Genomic DNA, 16,451 nt, shown 5'->3' on the forward strand with positions numbered 1-16,451 from the left:
TCTTCTGAATAGCCCCGCAGAAACAAGGGGTTGTTCAACCAGAACTGCCGAGGATGGCAGTGGTTCCATACAGCAGCGATGTTTTGTGCACGCACAAAACTCGCCTTCAACTGTTGTACACGGATGTACAGCAGTTGAAGATGGTTCAAATGGTCTCACACCCCCTTGTTTCTGCGGAATTTGGTTTACTTGTCTGGTACGATTGCCCTTCTCCTAAAAATAAACTGTGCGAAATTTTAGATAAAATTTCGCACAGTTTATTAGCGACAAGAAGAACCGCATCAGATGAATAAAGCATAATCCGTAGAATCATAGGTTGGGCGACCATTTGAGCCGCATAGCGGCGAAATTCTGGTTGAACAGCCTATGATTCTACGGGGAAACACTACAACATATCTGATGCGGTTCTTCCGACGGACGGAGGCTTTTATGCAAGGGTTTGAGATCACATTTCCGGACGGTTCAAAAAAGCAATTTATCGAACCGATTTCTGCACGCGCTGCACTGGCTTATTGTAAGGAACCGGATGCTGTTGCATTCGGTATGAAAGTGAATAATGAACTGGTTTCGTTAAACAAGATGATTGATGTGCGTGCTACGATAAAACCGGTAGTAAAAGGCACTTACGACGGCTCGAATATTTACCGTCGTACGTTATGCTTTCTTTTAGCTGCAGCTGCACGCAAAGTATATCCCGATTTACGGCTCTTGGTTGGGCACAGCTTCGGCTATTCCTACTATTATACCTTTGAAGGCGCACATGCTTCCGAAATCGATCTCAAAATAATCGAAGATAAGATGCACGAAATAGTCGATGCGGATTTACCGATACACACGAAATCCGTGGCGTACTCCGAAGCGCTCGAACTTTTTGCAAATACCAATCAGCCCGATGCATACCGGTTACTGTCATATAACAGTAAACCGAAAATCACAATCAATATCCTCGACGATTATTACGACTTATACTTTCAGCCCTTGATGGATCGTGCCGGTTATTTAAAAGTATTCGGACTGATGAAGTACGAAGACGGCTTTTTGCTCCGCTTTCCTTCGACGGCTGACACCGATACGCTACCTCCGTTTAAAGATATTCCGCCTCTTTTTACCGTGTACAAGGAGTACAAGACGTGGGGTAAAATGATCGGAGTTTCTTCCGTCGGCCAATTAAATGAAATTATCGAAAGCCGTAAAACAAAAGACTTTGTTGAAATTACGGAAACGCTGCAAAATAATAAACTGGCGCATATTGCCGAACAAATCAAAAATAAAAAAGATGTAAAAGTAATCCTGATAGCAGGGCCGTCCAGTTCCGGTAAAACGACGTCTGCAAAAAAGCTTTCGATGCAGCTGCGTGTTGTCGGTTATGAACCGTACGTTATCAGTCTTGACGATTATTATGTCGGCAGGGATAAAACACCGCGCGGCAAGGACGGAAAACTCGATTTTGAATGCCTTGAATCCTTGGACGTACCGCTCTTAAACGAGCTGCTGCTTAAATTATTTGCCGGAGAAGAAGTTGAACTGCCTTCGTATAATTTTAAGACGGGCGAGCGGTTTTACACCGGAAAAAAACTGCGCCTTAACAGCCGCTCCATACTCATCTTGGAAGGAATACACGGATTAAACGACAATTTAACTCCTCAAATAGACCCGTCGCTCAAGTTTAAGATATATCTTTCGGCCTTAACACAGCTGACGTTGGATGATCATAACCGGATACCGACTTCCGATAACAGGCTCCTGCGGCGTATCGTGCGCGATGCCCAGTTCAGAGGCAGCTCTGCGTCGGTTACCATCGGCATGTGGTCGGATGTGCGGGCAGGCGAAGCAAAGCATATCTTTCCGTACCAGGGCAGTGCCGATGTCATCTTTAATACGGCGCTCGATTATGAGCTTTCGGTGCTGAAAATTTATGCGGAACCGCTGCTCCGTGCGGTGAAACCCACCGATCCGGCATATAGCGAAGCCTCCCGGCTGCTTATCTTTCTGAATAACTTCCTGTCGGTTTCGCCGTCATTCGTACACGGCCAATCCATTTTGCGGGAATTTATCGGGGATAGCGACTTTTCCTATCATTAAGCGTAAGAAAAGCGTACTAATTTTACTCATTGCAAAACCCCGCGGTTTTTGCTACAGTGAACTGCGATGAAGCTCATACTGGCGCCGCTTGCAAATATCAGCCATTCGGGATTGAGGATGCTGATTCACACCTTCGGTGATCCCGACGAATATTTTACCGAAATGATTCATGCGCCGTCGCTGATTGCAGGCGGGCGGTTTGAACAGTGGTACCTTAGAACAAATCCCGTACCGGAAAAACTGGTGTGGCAGCTTACCTCGCCTAAGGGGGAAGCCTTCGTACAGGCGGTACCGCTGGTGCTGCAGCAAGGAGGCATCGGTGTCGACTTAAACATGGGCTGTTCGGCGCCTCCGATTGTACGGACGGGTGCGGGCGCCGCATGGATGCTGAAACCGTTAAACGAAACAGCCGAAGCGGTGTGCTCGGTTAAACAAGCGCTCGATGTATATGCTGCGGCGCAGAGCAGACCTTTCAGGTTGAGCGTAAAGCTGAGGATCGGCGCGGCGGCCGACTACGCGTATCTCTTACGCTTTTGCACCATGCTGGTTGAGGAAGGCGTGCAGCTCATCACGATACATCCGCGGCTCCAGCGGCAAAGCTATGCACGGCCTGCCCTTCACGAATACACGGCGGCGCTCGCAAAAGATTTGCCTATTCCGGTATACGGTAACGGAGACATCGATTCCGCAGAAAAACTGCAAACCGCCGCAGCTCGCTATCCCGCCTGCGCAGGCTGGATGATCGGGCGAGCCGCAGTGCAAAAGCCGTGGATTTTTAAAGAGATACGCAAACGCACAATCAAACGCGCAGCAGAATCGGATAAATCATACAAGGCCGGAGCGGATAAACGTGCCGCGGATACAATGAGCGGCAGTATCGCCGGCAGCGGCTCGGATGACGCGCCCTACTCTATTGACCTTGAACAAACGGCCTTATTGTTTTTGCAGTATCTTGAAACCGAACAGCCGCCGGAATTTTTCCTTACGCGGGCGCAGCGGTTCTTTCAATTTTATTGCGAAAATTTTTCATTTGCGCACTATTGCAGAACACAGCTGCTGCGGGCGCGGGGCAAGGAAGAAATGGTTCAAATACTGCATACCTACTTTGAAGAAGCTCCGAACGATAGGGTGATTCAAATCTAATAGGGAAATCCCAAAAGCCGGTTACTTTCGGGATCCTATTTAAAGTTTTCGGTTTATTTTCCGATGCTTATTAAATGGAAGTGTGGGGATGTCTCAAAAGTTGGTTACTTTTTCGCCATCCCCGCGAGTTTAAAATTAAATCTTTATACAGTAATGACTTAATTTCAAACATCGCATCTAAATCTAAGGGAAACCTCTAAAAACTCAAGTTTTTAGAGGTTCCGTGTTAAAATATTCGGGGAGGACATCATGTGCAATGCAATACGGCGGAAGGCCGTGGCAGTCTTTTTTTTCTTGTGTATACTGATCGCGGCGCAAGCGGAGCAAGCAGCCATCGACACATACACGTACGGCGAACTTGTTGAAACAATTGCACGAACCGATGCACCGCTTATTACCGGCAAATATATCATTTTTACGGCAGCAGGCTCGGCACGGCATGTCGGCATTGCGTTTGAACATGAAAATTTTCAATCGATCCATTCTTTCCAACGTTTATACCGAAGCGACGATAGTACCGAAACGAAAAAATCCATCCTCTTCTATATTATGCAGATACCTGAGGAAATGAGAGAGCTTAGATACCGGCTCGTTATTAACGGACTCTGGTCTACCGACCCACTCAATCCCGATGAAATATTCGACTATTCCGCCGGAATGTCTCTTTCAATCTTAAAAATTCCGTATCAAAAAGAATACAAAACCGCTGTAGAAAACAACGGACGTACCCGTTTTGTCTATCAAGGAGAATCGGGAAAGCGGATATACCTTGCAGGCACATTCAACAACTGGGATCCGTTTATGTATATTTTGGAAGAAGTGATGCCGGGCAGATATGAATTATATCTCCCGCTGCCGAACGGTGTTTGGTATTACGCATACTTTAAAGACGGAAAGCAGATACCCGATACGACGAACCGCGAACACGTGTATATGGCCGACGGCAGAACCGCTTCGGTTATTTCCGTTAAATAAATAGAGCATTTCTTCGCCTATGAAGACATTTCTTAAGCAATCGACGGAAGCGCGGCGCGAACTCATCCTTACGGCCAATCCCGTTAAAACATTGCTTATTCTTTCTCTTCCCTCATTACTGATGAATACCGTGCAGGCGATGATGCCGTTTACCGACGGGCTCTTTATCAATAACCTGACCGGTTATGCGGTAACGGGGGCGGTAACCTTTTCTCAGCCGATTATCTCGATGATATTGGGACTGTCGCAAGGGTTAAGCGTCGCTGCGATGGCAATTATCGGGCAGCTGAACGGCAAAGGAGCAATCGAAGAAGGCAAGAGGGTTGCCACGCAGATATTCGTATTTGCGGTTATGCTCGGTATTATCAGTGCACCGCTGCTCCTTATTATCAGTGTAGCGGTTTCACGGGGATTACAGAGCGATATTGCGCCGTATGTCCGCCAATATATCGCATGGTACAGTATAGTTCTGCCGTTCAGCTTTTTGGAGTCCGTGTACAACGGCATTAAAAATGCAAACGGAAAACCCGAATCGGCTTTTACCCGAATGACTATTCTCTTTGTCTTAAAGGTTATCGGAAATTCTATTTTCCTCTATATTCTGCGGCTCGAAATCCTCGGCTGTGTGCTCGCTTCGTTGTTAGCAAACGTATGTATCACCGTCTGGATGGTATACGAATTATTTATCCATAAAGGCCCCGACCGGCTCAGTATCAAAAACTTCAAATTCGATTCAAAAATTATCAAAGAGGTGCTGAAAGTCGGATTTCCGGCAATGTTCAACTATTCTTTTTTGTATTTAGGCTTTTTTCTTATCAATAAAGAGATTGAACGGTACGGCGCCGTCGTTGTTGCCGCTCAAGGAATTGCAAGCAATATCAATGCGCTCTGTTTTAACCTGCCCGCAGCGTTCAGCGCGGCTATTACGACAATGGTCAGTATGCACATCGGCGCCGGCTGTCCGGAAAAAGCTAAGCGGGATTGCCTGCTCGGCTGTATCACCAGCATCATCATCGCTATCGTACTTATCGCCGTGATGATTCCGCTCGCCCCCTATCTGACGGTTTTATTCAGACGGGAACCGGAAATTATCGAAATTGCAAATAACGCGCTCAATATCTATACCTATTCAATTATCGGGTTTGGCATCTGCATGACCATTCAGGGCGCCTTTATCGGACTCGGCAAAACAAAGATGCCGCTCATGCTCGGTGTGCTCCGTATATGGCTGCTCCGCTATATCTTCGTATTGGCAACGGAACATGCACTGCAGTATTATGCAGTGTTCTGGGGAAACCTCTTTTCAAATATCATGACCGCGCTCATCGCAACCGTGCTCATTCTGCGGACAAAGTGGGTGTCGGCTATCTCCATCACAACCGAACAAAAGGAGTAACCGCTATGCAAAACCCTTTGGCGCAAATACCGCAAGTTGAAAAATTGCTATCGCATACTATGCTGGCCGAGTGTATTGAAAAGCTCGGCAGGCCGATTGCCGCTTCTATCGTATCGGAGTATATCAACGAAATACGGACTAAGGCGTTGAAAGGTGCGGAGGTTCCCTCTTTCGACACCTGCATAACGGAAATCCGGAAGCGGTGTGCACGGTTGATGCGGAAGCGCATTTCCAAGGTTATTAACGCAACGGGTATTATCCTGCACACGAACCTCGGACGAAGCCCGCTTCCGCACGGTATATGGGAGGCGGCGCAGGATGCAGCTCAATCCTATTCCGCAATCGAGATGGACTTGGAGAGCGGGAAGCGGGGACAACGATTTCCCTTCGCCGTAGAAGCGATGAGCACGCTTGTCCATGCGGAAGCGGCGTTGATGCTGAACAACAATGCCGCCGCCGTATTTTTGCTCTTAAAAGCGCTTGCAAGCGGAAAAGAAGTTATCGTTGCACGCGGTCAGCAGGTGCAAATAGGCGGCGGCTTCCGAATCCCCGATATTCTGCGGGAAGCAGGCTGCACGCTGGTAGAGGTGGGAACCACCAACATTACCACCCTCGACGATATTATCGAAGCTGTAACCGCGCAGACGGCGATGGTGCTGTGGGTGCATACCTCAAACTATAAAATCCGCGGCTTTACGGAGCAACCGTCCCTTACCGTCATACGCAAGGCGTTACCCCCTGAGGTTATTCTCGCGGTGGATCAAGGTTCCGGTAATATTTCTCTTACCGCGCAGGACGAGCCGACCGTACAGGCCTTGTTAAAAGAAGGAGCCGACCTCGTTTGTTTTTCCGGGGATAAAGTATTCGGCGGCCCGCAGTGCGGATGGATTACCGGCAAAAAAGATTTAATCGCCCTCATTGCCCGCCATCCGCTGATGCGCACCTATCGGGTAGGCCGCGCCGTCGCCGCTTTAATGGAAGAGACCCTCGTGCACTACCTGAATAACGGAAAGAGCGCCGCGGCCGAAGCGCTGCAGCTTGACCCTGCCGAAATAAAAAAACGCAGCGAAAGCATTGTTGCGGAGCTACCTGCCGGTATTGCGTCGGTTATTTCCCATCCTTTTTCGCTCGGCGGCGGCAGTACACCCGATGAAGCGTTTCCGTCATGGGCAATTATGCTGCATACAAAAAAGCCGGAAGCGGTAAAAACGGCGCTGCGGTTTTGCAGCACTCCGATTATCGCCTTTATTTCGGAGGATAGGCTGCTGCTGCACCTCGCCGCAATAGCTCCCGATGACGATGCATATATCGCTCAAGAATTAACGGATCTCTCTAAAAACTCGGCCGGCTTTTAGAGGTTCGCTAAAAAAATCACAGAGGTTCGTTGACTATGGCATATATTTTAGGAACCGCCGGACACGTCGATCACGGCAAAACCGCATTGGTAAAATGCTTAACCGGAGTGGAAACCAGCCATATCCCCGAAGAAAAAAAGCGGGGCATGACCATCGAACTCGGCTTTGCATCGCTGCAGGATCCCGTCCACGGTACGGTCGGCATCGTCGATGTTCCCGGCCATGAACGGTTTATCCGAAACATGGTTGCAGGCACGTGGGGGCTTGATGCGGCAATGCTGATTGTTGCGGCGGACGACGGCTGGATGCAAATGTCGTCGGATCACCTGCGGGTACTCAAAGCGATGCATATCGAATCCATTCTGTTGGTAATAACCAAATCCGACTTGGCCGATGCCGATATGATCGAGCTGATACGGGAGGATGCCAACCGCCATTGCCGCGAAATACTCGGACGGGAATTGCCCTCCGTTGCCGTTTCCGCACAGACCGGCGCCGGTATCGACCTTCTCAAGAGCAAAATTACGGAATTATTGAGTACCGTACATACCGCTCCGCTAGACAAGCCGTTTTTATATGTCGACCGCGTATTTACGCTGAAAGGTATCGGCATCACGGTAACGGGTACGCTGCGCGGTAAAAGCGTTTCCGTCGGCGATCAGCTTTCGATCTATCCGGGCGGAACCGAGTGCAAGATTAAAAACATCCAAAACCACCACGCCGACGTAACCTCCTCCGAATCGGGGATGCGGACGGCGCTCAACCTTAAAATCGAAAAAGAGAAGATAGAACGCGGTATGCTGCTCGCAGATTCGGGGGAAAGCCCCATTCTTCAAGGTACCGAGCTGCTCGTCCGCGTCGATGAATATTTTAACAAGCAGGAAAGCGGCGCCGGTATTAAAAATCATATCGAACTGGAACTCGCAACCGGCAGTACCAATTCCATCGGTGCAATTCACTTTAATAAAACGGATCCTTCGCTTGCGCGGGTCTCCCTGCAGGAACCTATCGCCGGACGTTGGAACCAACCGGCCGTGCTCATCCGGCACGGAGGAAGCGCCATTCTCGCCTCATGCAGGATACTCGCCGCCTTTGATTCTTACCGTGCGGTAGTATTTAAACAATACTTTACGGTCTATGCCGGACGGGAATTACCTTCATGGAAAAGCTCCGGCTTTTTTATCAACGGATATATCGAAAAAGACCGCGCGGAACCGAAAGAGCTTTCGGCCGAGGCAAAAGACGTTACCCCTTGCGGTAAATGGCTGCTCTTTACCCAAAAGCTTGCCGAATGGGAAGCAAAGATTTTAGAGACCGCAAAAAAGAGTCAGGCGGGTTTTACGGTTGAAGAAATCGATGCGTCCGTGCCGGTAAAGGTGCGGCAGGACATCCTTAAAAAGCTCTGTGCGGAGAACAAACTTGCCGGCGAAAGCAGTACCTATAAGCAGGCGGGAAGCGGGAATACACTGTCGAAAACGGCGCAGCAGCTGTTACAGTTGGCGCTTAAAGCAGGGTTTGATGGCATCGAAATAGACAAAATCCAACTGCCGCAGGTGCGTAAAGACGCCCGCGATCTGGTAAAGCTCGGTAAGCTCGTCGTATTGGAAAACTTTTTGCACTATCACCGCGAGGTATACGACAAAGCAGCAGCAGCCATCCTGAAAGGGAAAAAAGCGGGCGACATTATCACCATCTCCGACGCCCGCACCGCAACGGGGCTTTCGCGCAAGTACGTTATTCCGCTGCTCAATGTTTTGGAAAAAACCGGCAAAGTAAAACGCAACGAGAATGATCGCATTGTCTTATAGGGAAAAAAGGAATATGTGCGGATTTTCCTCGACTTTTTGAGGTTTATTACGTATACTTAATAGAGAAGGTTTAATGTGCGCCGCTGGAACGGCGGGACTGTAAGCACTGACGAGATGCCCTTCGGCAGCCGTTGCGAGCCTTCAAACACCTGATACCGTATAGGAGGTCTGCTATGAACATCAATGTACAGGCGGTAAAATTTACGCTGGACGAAGATCAAAAAACCTTCGTGCACAAGAAATTTGAACGGATTAAGTATGCGGAAGATTTAATCGTCGACGTTCTTTGCACGATAAAATTCGACAAGAAGTTTACCTACGAATGTACCGTCAATTTTAAGGGCGGAACGGCTCACGTTTCTACCGAAGATTACGACTTTAAAGCAGGAGTCAATAAATTGATGGATGTTTTGGATCAAAAAGTACGAAAAGAAAAAGACAAAATACAAGCTAAAAAATAAAAAAAGCGCCGGCGGCATCCGGAGAGTATCTCTAAAAACTGAAGTTTTTAGAGGTTCCCCGTACCTGCCGGCGTTCGCGCTTATAAAGCCGCGTAGAAATCATTTCCCTTATCATCGGTAATCAAAAATACCGGCAAGTCCTTAACCGAAATCAGCTGTACCGCTTCCATCCCCAAATCGGGGTAGTCGAGCACCTTACGGGCGGTAATATGTTTTTCCGCAATCAGCGCGGCAGCGCCGCCGATGGTGCCCAAATAAAAGGCGCCGTATTTTTTACAAGCGGTACGCCAGAGTTCCGAACGGTTCCCCTTTGCGATGGTTATCAGCGCCGCACCTCTACTCATCAGATCGTCGGCATACGGATCCATGCGGTTTGCCGTCGTCGGCCCGAAGCTGCCGATAACGGCGCCCTTCGGTGTTTCCGCAGGACCTGCATAGAGAATCGGATAATGCAGCGTATAATCGGGCAGCGGCTTGCCGCTTTCCAACAAGGCTTTCCAGCGGGCATGAGCCGCATCCCGCGCTACGAGAATTTCGCCGGAAAAAAGGAACGCCTGCCCTACAGGGTACTTCGATAATGCGGCGCGGGCAGCATCGATGGAGCTAAGCTCAACCGCAACAGGCTCCCCGTGATGCGAAGCGGTATGGGCAGTATATGTCGCCGCTTTTTCAAAGAACGGCCGCGGATCGGAAACGTTTTTTTGCAAGAACGCGCCTTCGCGGCTGATATACCCAACGAGATTCCGATGCGCATTGCAGGATACGCCTATGGAGGCAAAGCAGCTGGCTCCGTGCCGCGGCAGCCGGAATACGCGGGCGTGTGCGGCAAGGTGAGACCCACCGAACTGGGCGCCCAATCCCGTTTCCGCTGCAATCTGTAATACCCGCTCTTCCCAGTCCCTGCACCGCAGCGGGCGCACCCCGCCTACCGTATCAGTCCAGCGGATAGAGCCGCCGATTTTATTCAACGCCTCCGCAGCATCCCAATAGCCCGTGGTTGCCAGCTTGAGGGTTTGCAAATTCTGTTCGGGACTCAAGCCTCCGATAACAACGGCAATTGTGTACGGCGGACAGGCGGCCGTCCCAAGGGCGGCAATTTTCGTTTTTAAAAAGCGTTCAAAGGATTGCAGATTTAAAAGCGCCTTTGTCGCGCAGGTAAAATCGGTTTTATTGGAAGAACCGCCGCCTTTGGCGCAGAACAAGAAACGGTAGGAGGGCTCCGTACTATCTGAGCCGGTTCCGTTGCTGCAGGAAGAGCCGGCATATTCCGCAGTTTCCGTGCCCGCACCGTTTGTACTGAATATATCGACTTGAGCCGGCAAATTGGTTGCCGAGTTTTTTTCATCAAAAAGAGAAGAAGGAATATTGATAGAAAATCTAAGATTATTCTCTTTATAGGCCTTACCGACACCCGCAGTGAATGCTTCCTCATCGGAGCCGAAATGCACTGTCCCGCCCGCAGCGGTTAACGCAGTGCACACGCCCGCATCCTTCCACGCAAAGACCTGCGCAACGCCTGTGTCCTGACAAAGCGGCAGCGTACCTTTGGCCGCAATCACGGCGTTTTCCAACAGCTTTACTGCAACCAGCCGGTCGTTTTCGGAGGAAGCGGGATCGCACGCGACATCCACCAAACTTTCCAAATGCTCTTGAGGAAAGATAAAGGATAATCGTTTAAACGCTTGCTCCGTAAAGGCCGCAAGTACGCTGCCGTCCACAGTTAAACCCTGCCCGCACTGCTCCGCCGCAAGGCCGGAGGCCGAAATAATCTTTTCAAATTCCATATACAACCTTGTTAATCTTCGTATGAGAACAGGGATGTCTCAAAAGTCGGTTACTTTTTCGGCATCGCCATACTCTCTTATCTATTTAATTTTTATATGTTATAGAATCTGACCTACTCTTGTCAACATTAAAATTGACGACAACAGCTCCCGCTATGGGCTTTTAAAAAAGCCCAATCTTCGATATAATACCCCCCATGATGACTCCCGAAGATGAAAAAAACGAAGAACAGAGCGGCGAGGCACTGACTGCATTTAAAGTGAACGATTTTGAAGGGCCGCTCGACCTTCTGCTCTTCTTAATTAAGAAAAATGAGATCAATATTTACGATATTCCCATCGGAGATATAACCGAACAATACCTTGAGTATTTGGATTATGCGGTAAGCCTCAATCTGGACAGTTTAACCGAGTTTTACGAACTTGCGGCGCATCTTGTCTACATTAAAAGCAAGATGCTTCTCCCCGTCGAGGTCGATTTGGAAGATGAGGATATCGAAGACCCGCGTACGGAATTGGTAAACAAGCTGATCGAATATCAGAAATTCAAAAAGCTGTCGGTCTTAATGGAAGAAAAAGAAAGCGAAGCCGAATGGTTTTTTGAACGAAAGAAAATACAGCACGCGCTGCCCTTTACCGAGGAGAACCTGTGGGAGCGGGTTGACACGTGGGAACTTTTGCGGACATTTTCCAAGCTGATGTCCAATTATAATTCGGAGCAAATTCTCGACTTGTACGAAGAGGTGTCTGTCAACGAAAAACTAACGCTGATGAACGAGCTTTTGGAAGAAAAAGGCGAATGCTTGTTTACCGATTTGATTGTGCGGAAGGGAAATTTGCTGGATGTTATTTGCGCTTTTATGGCGCTGCTTGAGGCCGTCAAATTCAGGATTGCAAGTATCTGGCAAAACAGAATGTTCGGCGATATAAAAATACGCCCGTGGGAAGATATCCGCAGCGATGATGGAGTATAAAATGGAAAAAGAAACAGCCCTCGTAGAGGCTATCCTCTATTTGGAAGGAGAGCCGCTTGACGATGCTGCAATCAGTAAAATTGCCGGTTTATCGGTGGATGTCGTAAAGGAATGCATCAAGAATCTGAAAGATTCATATTCGGAAGGTTCAAGCGGCATCGAAATTACGCAGATGATGGGCGGATGGATTATCACGCCGAAAAAAGAATTTTGGGATGCGCTGAAAGACCGGTACGGTAAAAAGAATGAGAATAGGCTTTCACGCGCTGCGATGGAAACGCTTTCGATTATCGCGTATTCGCAGCCGATAACCCGTGCGGAAATTGAGGCAATCCGCGGAGTTTCCGCCGATACGATGATTAGGCTTTTGGTAGAAAAAGAGTTAATCAAGGAAGTAGGGAAAAAAGACATTCCCGGAAAGCCGGTGCAGTTCGGCACGACAAAGGAATTCTTAAAAGTGTTCGGCTTAAACAGCATTGCGGACTTACCCAAGATGGATGAGACGGAACAGGAGCGGTTCGAACTTGCGCGATAACAATCATTTTTCTCAAAGCAGCAAACCTGAGATGAGGCTGCAAGTCTACCTTGCCCATGCGGGAGTCGCTTCGCGGCGCGCCTGCGAAAAGATTATTGAGGAAGGACGCGTGTCGGTAAACGGAACCGTTGTTACCGGTATGGGCAGCAAGGTATGCGCCGGAGATACGGTGCTTTTCGACGGGAAACCGGTGCATCCCGAAGCGCGTAAATGCTATGTGCTTTTGAACAAGCCTGCAGGCTTTGTCTGCACGCTCTCCGACGAAAAAGGACGCCCTACCGCCGCGGATCTTTTAAAAGAGGCCTACAGCGAACGGCTCTACAACATCGGCAGGCTCGATATGTTTTCAAGCGGCGCCATCCTCTTTACCAACGACGGGGATTTTTCCGCCCGGATTGAACACCCGTCGGCGCAAATCGAAAAAGAATACGTCATCGAAACCACACAGAACTTTCCGCCGGAGATGCTCACCCGCTTTGAACGCGGTATCCGCGTTGACGGCATTTTTTACAAATGCCGTTCAGCCGCTGCCGTAAACCGCCGTAAGCTGCGGATTGTACTTGTCGAGGGGAAAAATAGAGAAATCCGCCGCGTGCTGGATTTTTTTAACTGCACGATAAAGCGGCTGGTGCGGGTTCGCATCGGAAACCTCGAGCTGGGTACCCTCAAAGCGGGAGAATTCCGAGACCTCACCGTACAAGAGCGGCAAGCCTTGCTCGGCTTAGCGGCGCAAAACGATAATTCATAATTAAGAATTAGTCGAAGATCAGTTCGCCCGAATAATACCGGTGTTCCTTATCCGCTTCCGCAATACAAAGTGCGCCGTCGAAAGCGATTCCCGTAAGGACTCCTTCGATAATATCGTCTTCCTGTTGACCGCGCATAAAGCGCACCATGGTACCCCGCTTCCAAAGCCGGCGGCTGATTTCTTCATGCCAGTCGCGGCGGGTAAGACATTCCCGTATGTTGTTGAGCAGTGCGGGAATAAACACTTCAAAAGAAGGGCATTTATCGGCACCGATGACCAATGCAAGCGAGGTTGCCGTATGCTCTATGCTCCGTAAAAAAGCTGTTTGGAGCAGATTGATGCCGATGCCGGCAAGAATGCAGCCGCCGGCGCCTTCGCAGAGAATACCGGCTGCCTTTTTGCCGTTAATAAAGATGTCATTCGGCCATTTAACGGCTGTACGGAGACCCGGCGGCAAAAACGAATCGAGCGTCAAACTGACAGCCAGTCCTATCCGCAGCGTAAAGTCGGTGGAAGCAGGCTGTTTTAAAATAAGGGTGCCGAGCAGGTTTTCCCCTGCGGGAGAAAGCCATTGCCGGTCGGACATACGGCCGCGTCCCTCCGTTTGATAGCCGGCATAGATGAATGTGCCGTCGGGGCAGCCGTCCGCAAGGCATTCGCGGGCAGCCTGTAATGTAGAATCTGTCCGTGCATAATAATACACCGGTGCATTAAAAGGATTTTGGATTGAGGTTGTTTCTCGTTTTTGTTGAGGTATCAAAATAAACTCCGTGAATAATCTTTCTCTTTTTGCTCTTCTTCAGGAGCTAACAAGCTGGCCGCATCCGTTTCCGCACGGATTTTTTCAACCAGTTCAGGATTGTTTTTTAAAAATCCGTTTAAAATCTTGTCAAAAAGTTCCATACAGACACGGGCATCGTCCTCGGCACGATGCGCTTCCAACGCCGTAATGCCGAACTGTACGGCAAGATCCTGCAATGCATAGCTGGAAAGGCCGGGGAATACTTCTTTTGCAAATATCCGCGTATCAACAACTTTATTTCCCAAAGGAGACTTTCCGATGCGCTTTAACTCCGCATTAATATAGTTTATGTCAAACGGCGCATTGTGCGCAACCAAAACACCCGTACCGATAAAATCGAAGAAATCGGGAAAAACAGCGGCAATCAAGGGCTTATCCTTCAGCATCTCATCGGTAATTCCGTTTACCTTGCCTGCTTCCTCCGGCATCGGCATTTCAGGATTGATAAGAACATTATACCGGGCGGCAATTCCGCGCCGGTCGAACTTTACGGCGCCGATTTCGACAATCCTTCCTGCAGCAGGGTCAAGCCCGGTCGTTTCGGTATCAAAAGCAATAAAGGCTGCCGTGTCGTATACGGCAGCCAGCCAATCATAGCTTGTCATTAGACGATAGTATCCAGCGCTTGGGCAAAAATTTTCACCTGCTGTTCCGCTCTAGTCTGCGCTACGGCAACATCGTTACCCTGCACCGGCTGCGGATGGATGATATAGAATTTAATCTTAGGTTCGGTACCGCTCGGACGGACACTGATAATCGTCCCGTCTTCAAGATAATATTGCAATACATTGCTTACCGGCAGGTGTACTGCTTCTTTTTTATCGGGGGTAAGCGGATTATAGGAACAGGACTGATCGATGTCGCGGATTGTCAACACCTTTACACCGGCAATTTCCTTTAATGCGGAGGCGCGTAGTTTTATCATCATATTTTTCATAATTTCAACACCTTCCGCACCGGGGAATACTTTATTGATGGTAGTTTCGCAGAAGCAATCATACTGCGCAAAGAGTTCGCTTAAACGATCCAGCAGGCTCTTCCCTTGTTTACGCCAATAGAGAGCCATCTCGGCACAGAGCGCAGAGGCCGCAATTCCGTCTTTATCGCGGATTTCCATCCCGAAATTATAACCGTAGCTTTCTTCAAAGCCGTAAATATAGTGATAACCATTCTTGCTAATCTCATCGGCCTTATTACAAATCCATTTAAATCCCGTTAAACATTCAAACGAAGTAACGCCATAATGTTTTGCAATGCGGTCGCACAAGTGAGACGTTACAATAGACCGGACAATAGCGGGCTTTACCGGCATAACGCCGAATTCTTTTGCGGTCAAACACAAATAGTCGGTAAAGAGAGCGCCCATTTGGTTACCGGTGATAAGGTGCATTTTCCCGTTTTTATCTTTTACTGCCGAAGCAAACCGGTCTGCATCGGGGTCGGTAGCCATCAGAATATCGGCTCCTTCTTTTTCCGCAAGAGCAATTGCCATTTTAAGTGCCGCAGGGTCTTCCGGATTGGGATAGCTGACTGTCGGGAAATTTCCGTCCGGTTTGCGCTGTTCCGGCACCGTTAAAATATTAAAGCCCATATCGCCGAGAACTTTTTCGACGTGCATAGCTCCGGTTCCATGCAGCGGCGTATAGACGATTTTAACGGACTTTGACATTTCTTTAATAAGATCGCCGCGGTGCAGCTTTACCTTTACACTTGCCCAATACGGCTCATCAATCTCTTTATCGATAATGATGAGTTTACCGGTTTTAATGGCCTCATCACGGTTCATCATGTTAACTTTCTTAACCGTGTTGACTTTATCGATAATACCCTTGTCGTGCGGCGGTATAACCTGCGCGCCGTCGTTCCAGTATGCCTTGTAGCCGTTGTACTGCGGCGGGTTATGAGAAGCGGTAACGACAACACCGGTGTCGCAGCCGAGTTTCCGGATTGCAAAGGAAAGCTCCGGCGTCGGGCGCAATGCCGAAAAAAGATATACCGTAAAACCGTTTGCCGCAAAGATGAGCGCGGTTGCCTCTGCGAACACATCCGAATACCGGCGCGAATCGTGCGCGATAACCGCTTTCAGCTTACCGCTCTTTGCCTTTTCGGGAAAGGTTTCGATAATATAGTCGGCAAGTCCCTGTGTCGCTTTTTTGATTACGGTCGGGTTCATACGATTTGTTCCGCCGCCGATAATCCCGCGTAAACCGCCGGTGCCGAATTCCAATTGACGATAGAAGCGGTCAAACAGTTCCTTTTCATCATTCTTTGCGATGAGTTCTTCCACTTCCTTTACAAATGTAGGATCGGTTTCTTCCGCCATGTACTGCTTTGCATAAGTTAGAATTGTGTTACTATCCATAATTGAGTCTCCCTCTACGAGTTAAC

The 16,451-nt window shown here is 49.0% G+C and carries 14 protein-coding genes; 10 read left to right on the plus strand and 4 right to left on the minus strand.

Annotation, left to right across the window (positions count from 1 at the left end; all coding sequences use genetic code 11):
- Positions 1-429 precede the first annotated feature (429 nt).
- The 7 genes from HMPREF1222_RS01975 to HMPREF1222_RS02005 all read left to right on the plus strand — a co-directional run bounded on the left by HMPREF1222_RS01975 (position 430) and on the right by HMPREF1222_RS02005 (position 9,220).
- The gene (locus HMPREF1222_RS01975; RefSeq protein ID WP_016517987.1) at positions 430-2,082 is read left to right on the plus strand and encodes a nucleoside kinase; all 1,653 of its coding nucleotides are present in this window, start codon (positions 430-432) and stop codon (positions 2,080-2,082) included.
- Positions 2,083-2,148: 66 nt separating this feature from the next.
- The gene (locus HMPREF1222_RS01980; RefSeq protein WP_016517988.1) at positions 2,149-3,225 is read left to right on the plus strand and encodes a tRNA-dihydrouridine synthase family protein; all 1,077 of its coding nucleotides are present in this window, start codon (positions 2,149-2,151) and stop codon (positions 3,223-3,225) included.
- A gap of 249 nt (positions 3,226-3,474) precedes the next feature.
- Positions 3,475-4,200, plus strand: coding sequence for a glycogen-binding domain-containing protein (locus HMPREF1222_RS01985; RefSeq protein WP_006187508.1), 726 nt, complete (start codon positions 3,475-3,477; stop codon positions 4,198-4,200).
- A 19-nt stretch (positions 4,201-4,219) separates the two neighbouring features.
- Positions 4,220-5,596: an MATE family efflux transporter gene (locus tag HMPREF1222_RS01990; RefSeq protein WP_016517989.1), complete on the plus strand. Its 1,377-nt coding sequence runs from the start codon at positions 4,220-4,222 to the stop codon at positions 5,594-5,596.
- Between the two features lie 5 nt (positions 5,597-5,601).
- Positions 5,602-6,951 (plus strand): L-seryl-tRNA(Sec) selenium transferase, encoded by a 1,350-nt coding sequence (gene selA, locus HMPREF1222_RS01995; protein WP_016517990.1) that lies wholly within the window; start codon positions 5,602-5,604, stop codon positions 6,949-6,951.
- Between the two features lie 35 nt (positions 6,952-6,986).
- Entirely contained in the window at positions 6,987-8,759 is a 1,773-nt protein-coding gene (gene selB, locus HMPREF1222_RS02000; protein WP_016517991.1) for a selenocysteine-specific translation elongation factor, read from the plus strand.
- Between the two features lie 173 nt (positions 8,760-8,932).
- The gene (locus HMPREF1222_RS02005) at positions 8,933-9,220 is read left to right on the plus strand and encodes an HPF/RaiA family ribosome-associated protein (RefSeq protein ID WP_006189737.1); all 288 of its coding nucleotides are present in this window, start codon (positions 8,933-8,935) and stop codon (positions 9,218-9,220) included.
- Between the two features lie 80 nt (positions 9,221-9,300).
- Here the strand turns inward: HMPREF1222_RS02005 and HMPREF1222_RS02010 are convergent, their stop codons facing one another.
- The gene (locus HMPREF1222_RS02010; protein WP_016517992.1) at positions 9,301-11,004 is read right to left on the minus strand and encodes a FumA C-terminus/TtdB family hydratase beta subunit; all 1,704 of its coding nucleotides are present in this window, start codon (positions 11,002-11,004) and stop codon (positions 9,301-9,303) included.
- A 197-nt stretch (positions 11,005-11,201) separates the two neighbouring features.
- On the opposite strand from HMPREF1222_RS02010, the gene HMPREF1222_RS02015 reads away from it, so the two are divergent.
- Genes HMPREF1222_RS02015 through HMPREF1222_RS02025 form a run of 3 tightly spaced genes read left to right on the plus strand, consistent with a single transcriptional unit; the run spans position 11,202 to position 13,261 of the window.
- On the plus strand, positions 11,202-11,978 hold the full coding sequence (locus HMPREF1222_RS02015; protein WP_016517993.1) for a segregation and condensation protein A: 777 nt from the start codon (positions 11,202-11,204) through the stop codon (positions 11,976-11,978).
- 1 nt (position 11,979) lies between these two features.
- A complete protein-coding gene (gene scpB, locus HMPREF1222_RS02020; protein ID WP_006189743.1) occupies positions 11,980-12,513 on the plus strand; it encodes an SMC-Scp complex subunit ScpB in 534 nt (177 codons plus the stop codon).
- 31 nt (positions 12,514-12,544) lie between these two features.
- Positions 12,545-13,261 (plus strand): pseudouridine synthase, encoded by a 717-nt coding sequence (locus HMPREF1222_RS02025; protein ID WP_038076782.1) that lies wholly within the window; start codon positions 12,545-12,547, stop codon positions 13,259-13,261.
- A gap of 7 nt (positions 13,262-13,268) precedes the next feature.
- Here HMPREF1222_RS02025 and HMPREF1222_RS02030 read toward each other — a convergent pair whose 3' ends face one another.
- The 3 genes from HMPREF1222_RS02030 to HMPREF1222_RS02040 are packed head-to-tail and all read right to left on the minus strand — an operon-like array spanning position 13,269 to position 16,425.
- Positions 13,269-14,021 (minus strand): biotin--[acetyl-CoA-carboxylase] ligase, encoded by a 753-nt coding sequence (locus HMPREF1222_RS02030; RefSeq protein WP_016517995.1) that lies wholly within the window; start codon positions 14,019-14,021, stop codon positions 13,269-13,271.
- Entirely contained in the window at positions 14,018-14,668 is a 651-nt protein-coding gene (locus HMPREF1222_RS02035; RefSeq protein ID WP_016517996.1) for a 3'-5' exonuclease, read from the minus strand. The genes HMPREF1222_RS02030 and HMPREF1222_RS02035 overlap by 4 nt, the downstream gene beginning before the upstream one ends.
- On the minus strand, positions 14,668-16,425 hold the full coding sequence (locus tag HMPREF1222_RS02040; protein WP_016517997.1) for a phospho-sugar mutase: 1,758 nt from the start codon (positions 16,423-16,425) through the stop codon (positions 14,668-14,670). Before HMPREF1222_RS02040 ends, HMPREF1222_RS02035 begins: the two co-directional genes overlap by 1 nt.
- Between the last annotated feature and the right edge of the window lie 26 nt (positions 16,426-16,451).

The organism is Treponema vincentii F0403, assembly GCF_000412995.1.
GTDB classification, from domain to species: domain Bacteria; phylum Spirochaetota; class Spirochaetia; order Treponematales; family Treponemataceae; genus Treponema; species Treponema vincentii.

Excerpts from the sequence above, each read along its gene's own strand:
- HMPREF1222_RS01975 (WP_016517987.1), top strand. The coding sequence starts at position 430 with ATGCAAGGGTTTGAGATCACATTTCCGGACGGTTCAAAAAAGCAATTT.
- HMPREF1222_RS02035 (WP_016517996.1), bottom strand. The coding sequence starts at position 14,668 with ATGACAAGCTATGATTGGCTGGCTGCCGTATACGACACGGCAGCCTTT.
- HMPREF1222_RS02025 (WP_038076782.1), top strand. The coding sequence starts at position 12,545 with ATGAGGCTGCAAGTCTACCTTGCCCATGCGGGAGTCGCTTCGCGGCGC.
- HMPREF1222_RS02005 (WP_006189737.1), top strand. The coding sequence starts at position 8,933 with ATGAACATCAATGTACAGGCGGTAAAATTTACGCTGGACGAAGATCAA.
- HMPREF1222_RS01980 (WP_016517988.1), top strand. The coding sequence starts at position 2,149 with ATGAAGCTCATACTGGCGCCGCTTGCAAATATCAGCCATTCGGGATTG.
- HMPREF1222_RS02040 (WP_016517997.1), bottom strand. The coding sequence starts at position 16,425 with ATGGATAGTAACACAATTCTAACTTATGCAAAGCAGTACATGGCGGAA.
- scpB (WP_006189743.1), top strand. The coding sequence starts at position 11,980 with ATGGAAAAAGAAACAGCCCTCGTAGAGGCTATCCTCTATTTGGAAGGA.
- HMPREF1222_RS02010 (WP_016517992.1), bottom strand. The coding sequence starts at position 11,004 with ATGGAATTTGAAAAGATTATTTCGGCCTCCGGCCTTGCGGCGGAGCAG.
- HMPREF1222_RS01985 (WP_006187508.1), top strand. The coding sequence starts at position 3,475 with ATGTGCAATGCAATACGGCGGAAGGCCGTGGCAGTCTTTTTTTTCTTG.
- HMPREF1222_RS01990 (WP_016517989.1), top strand. The coding sequence starts at position 4,220 with ATGAAGACATTTCTTAAGCAATCGACGGAAGCGCGGCGCGAACTCATC.
- HMPREF1222_RS02015 (WP_016517993.1), top strand. The coding sequence starts at position 11,202 with ATGATGACTCCCGAAGATGAAAAAAACGAAGAACAGAGCGGCGAGGCA.
- selB (WP_016517991.1), top strand. The coding sequence starts at position 6,987 with ATGGCATATATTTTAGGAACCGCCGGACACGTCGATCACGGCAAAACC.
- selA (WP_016517990.1), top strand. The coding sequence starts at position 5,602 with ATGCAAAACCCTTTGGCGCAAATACCGCAAGTTGAAAAATTGCTATCG.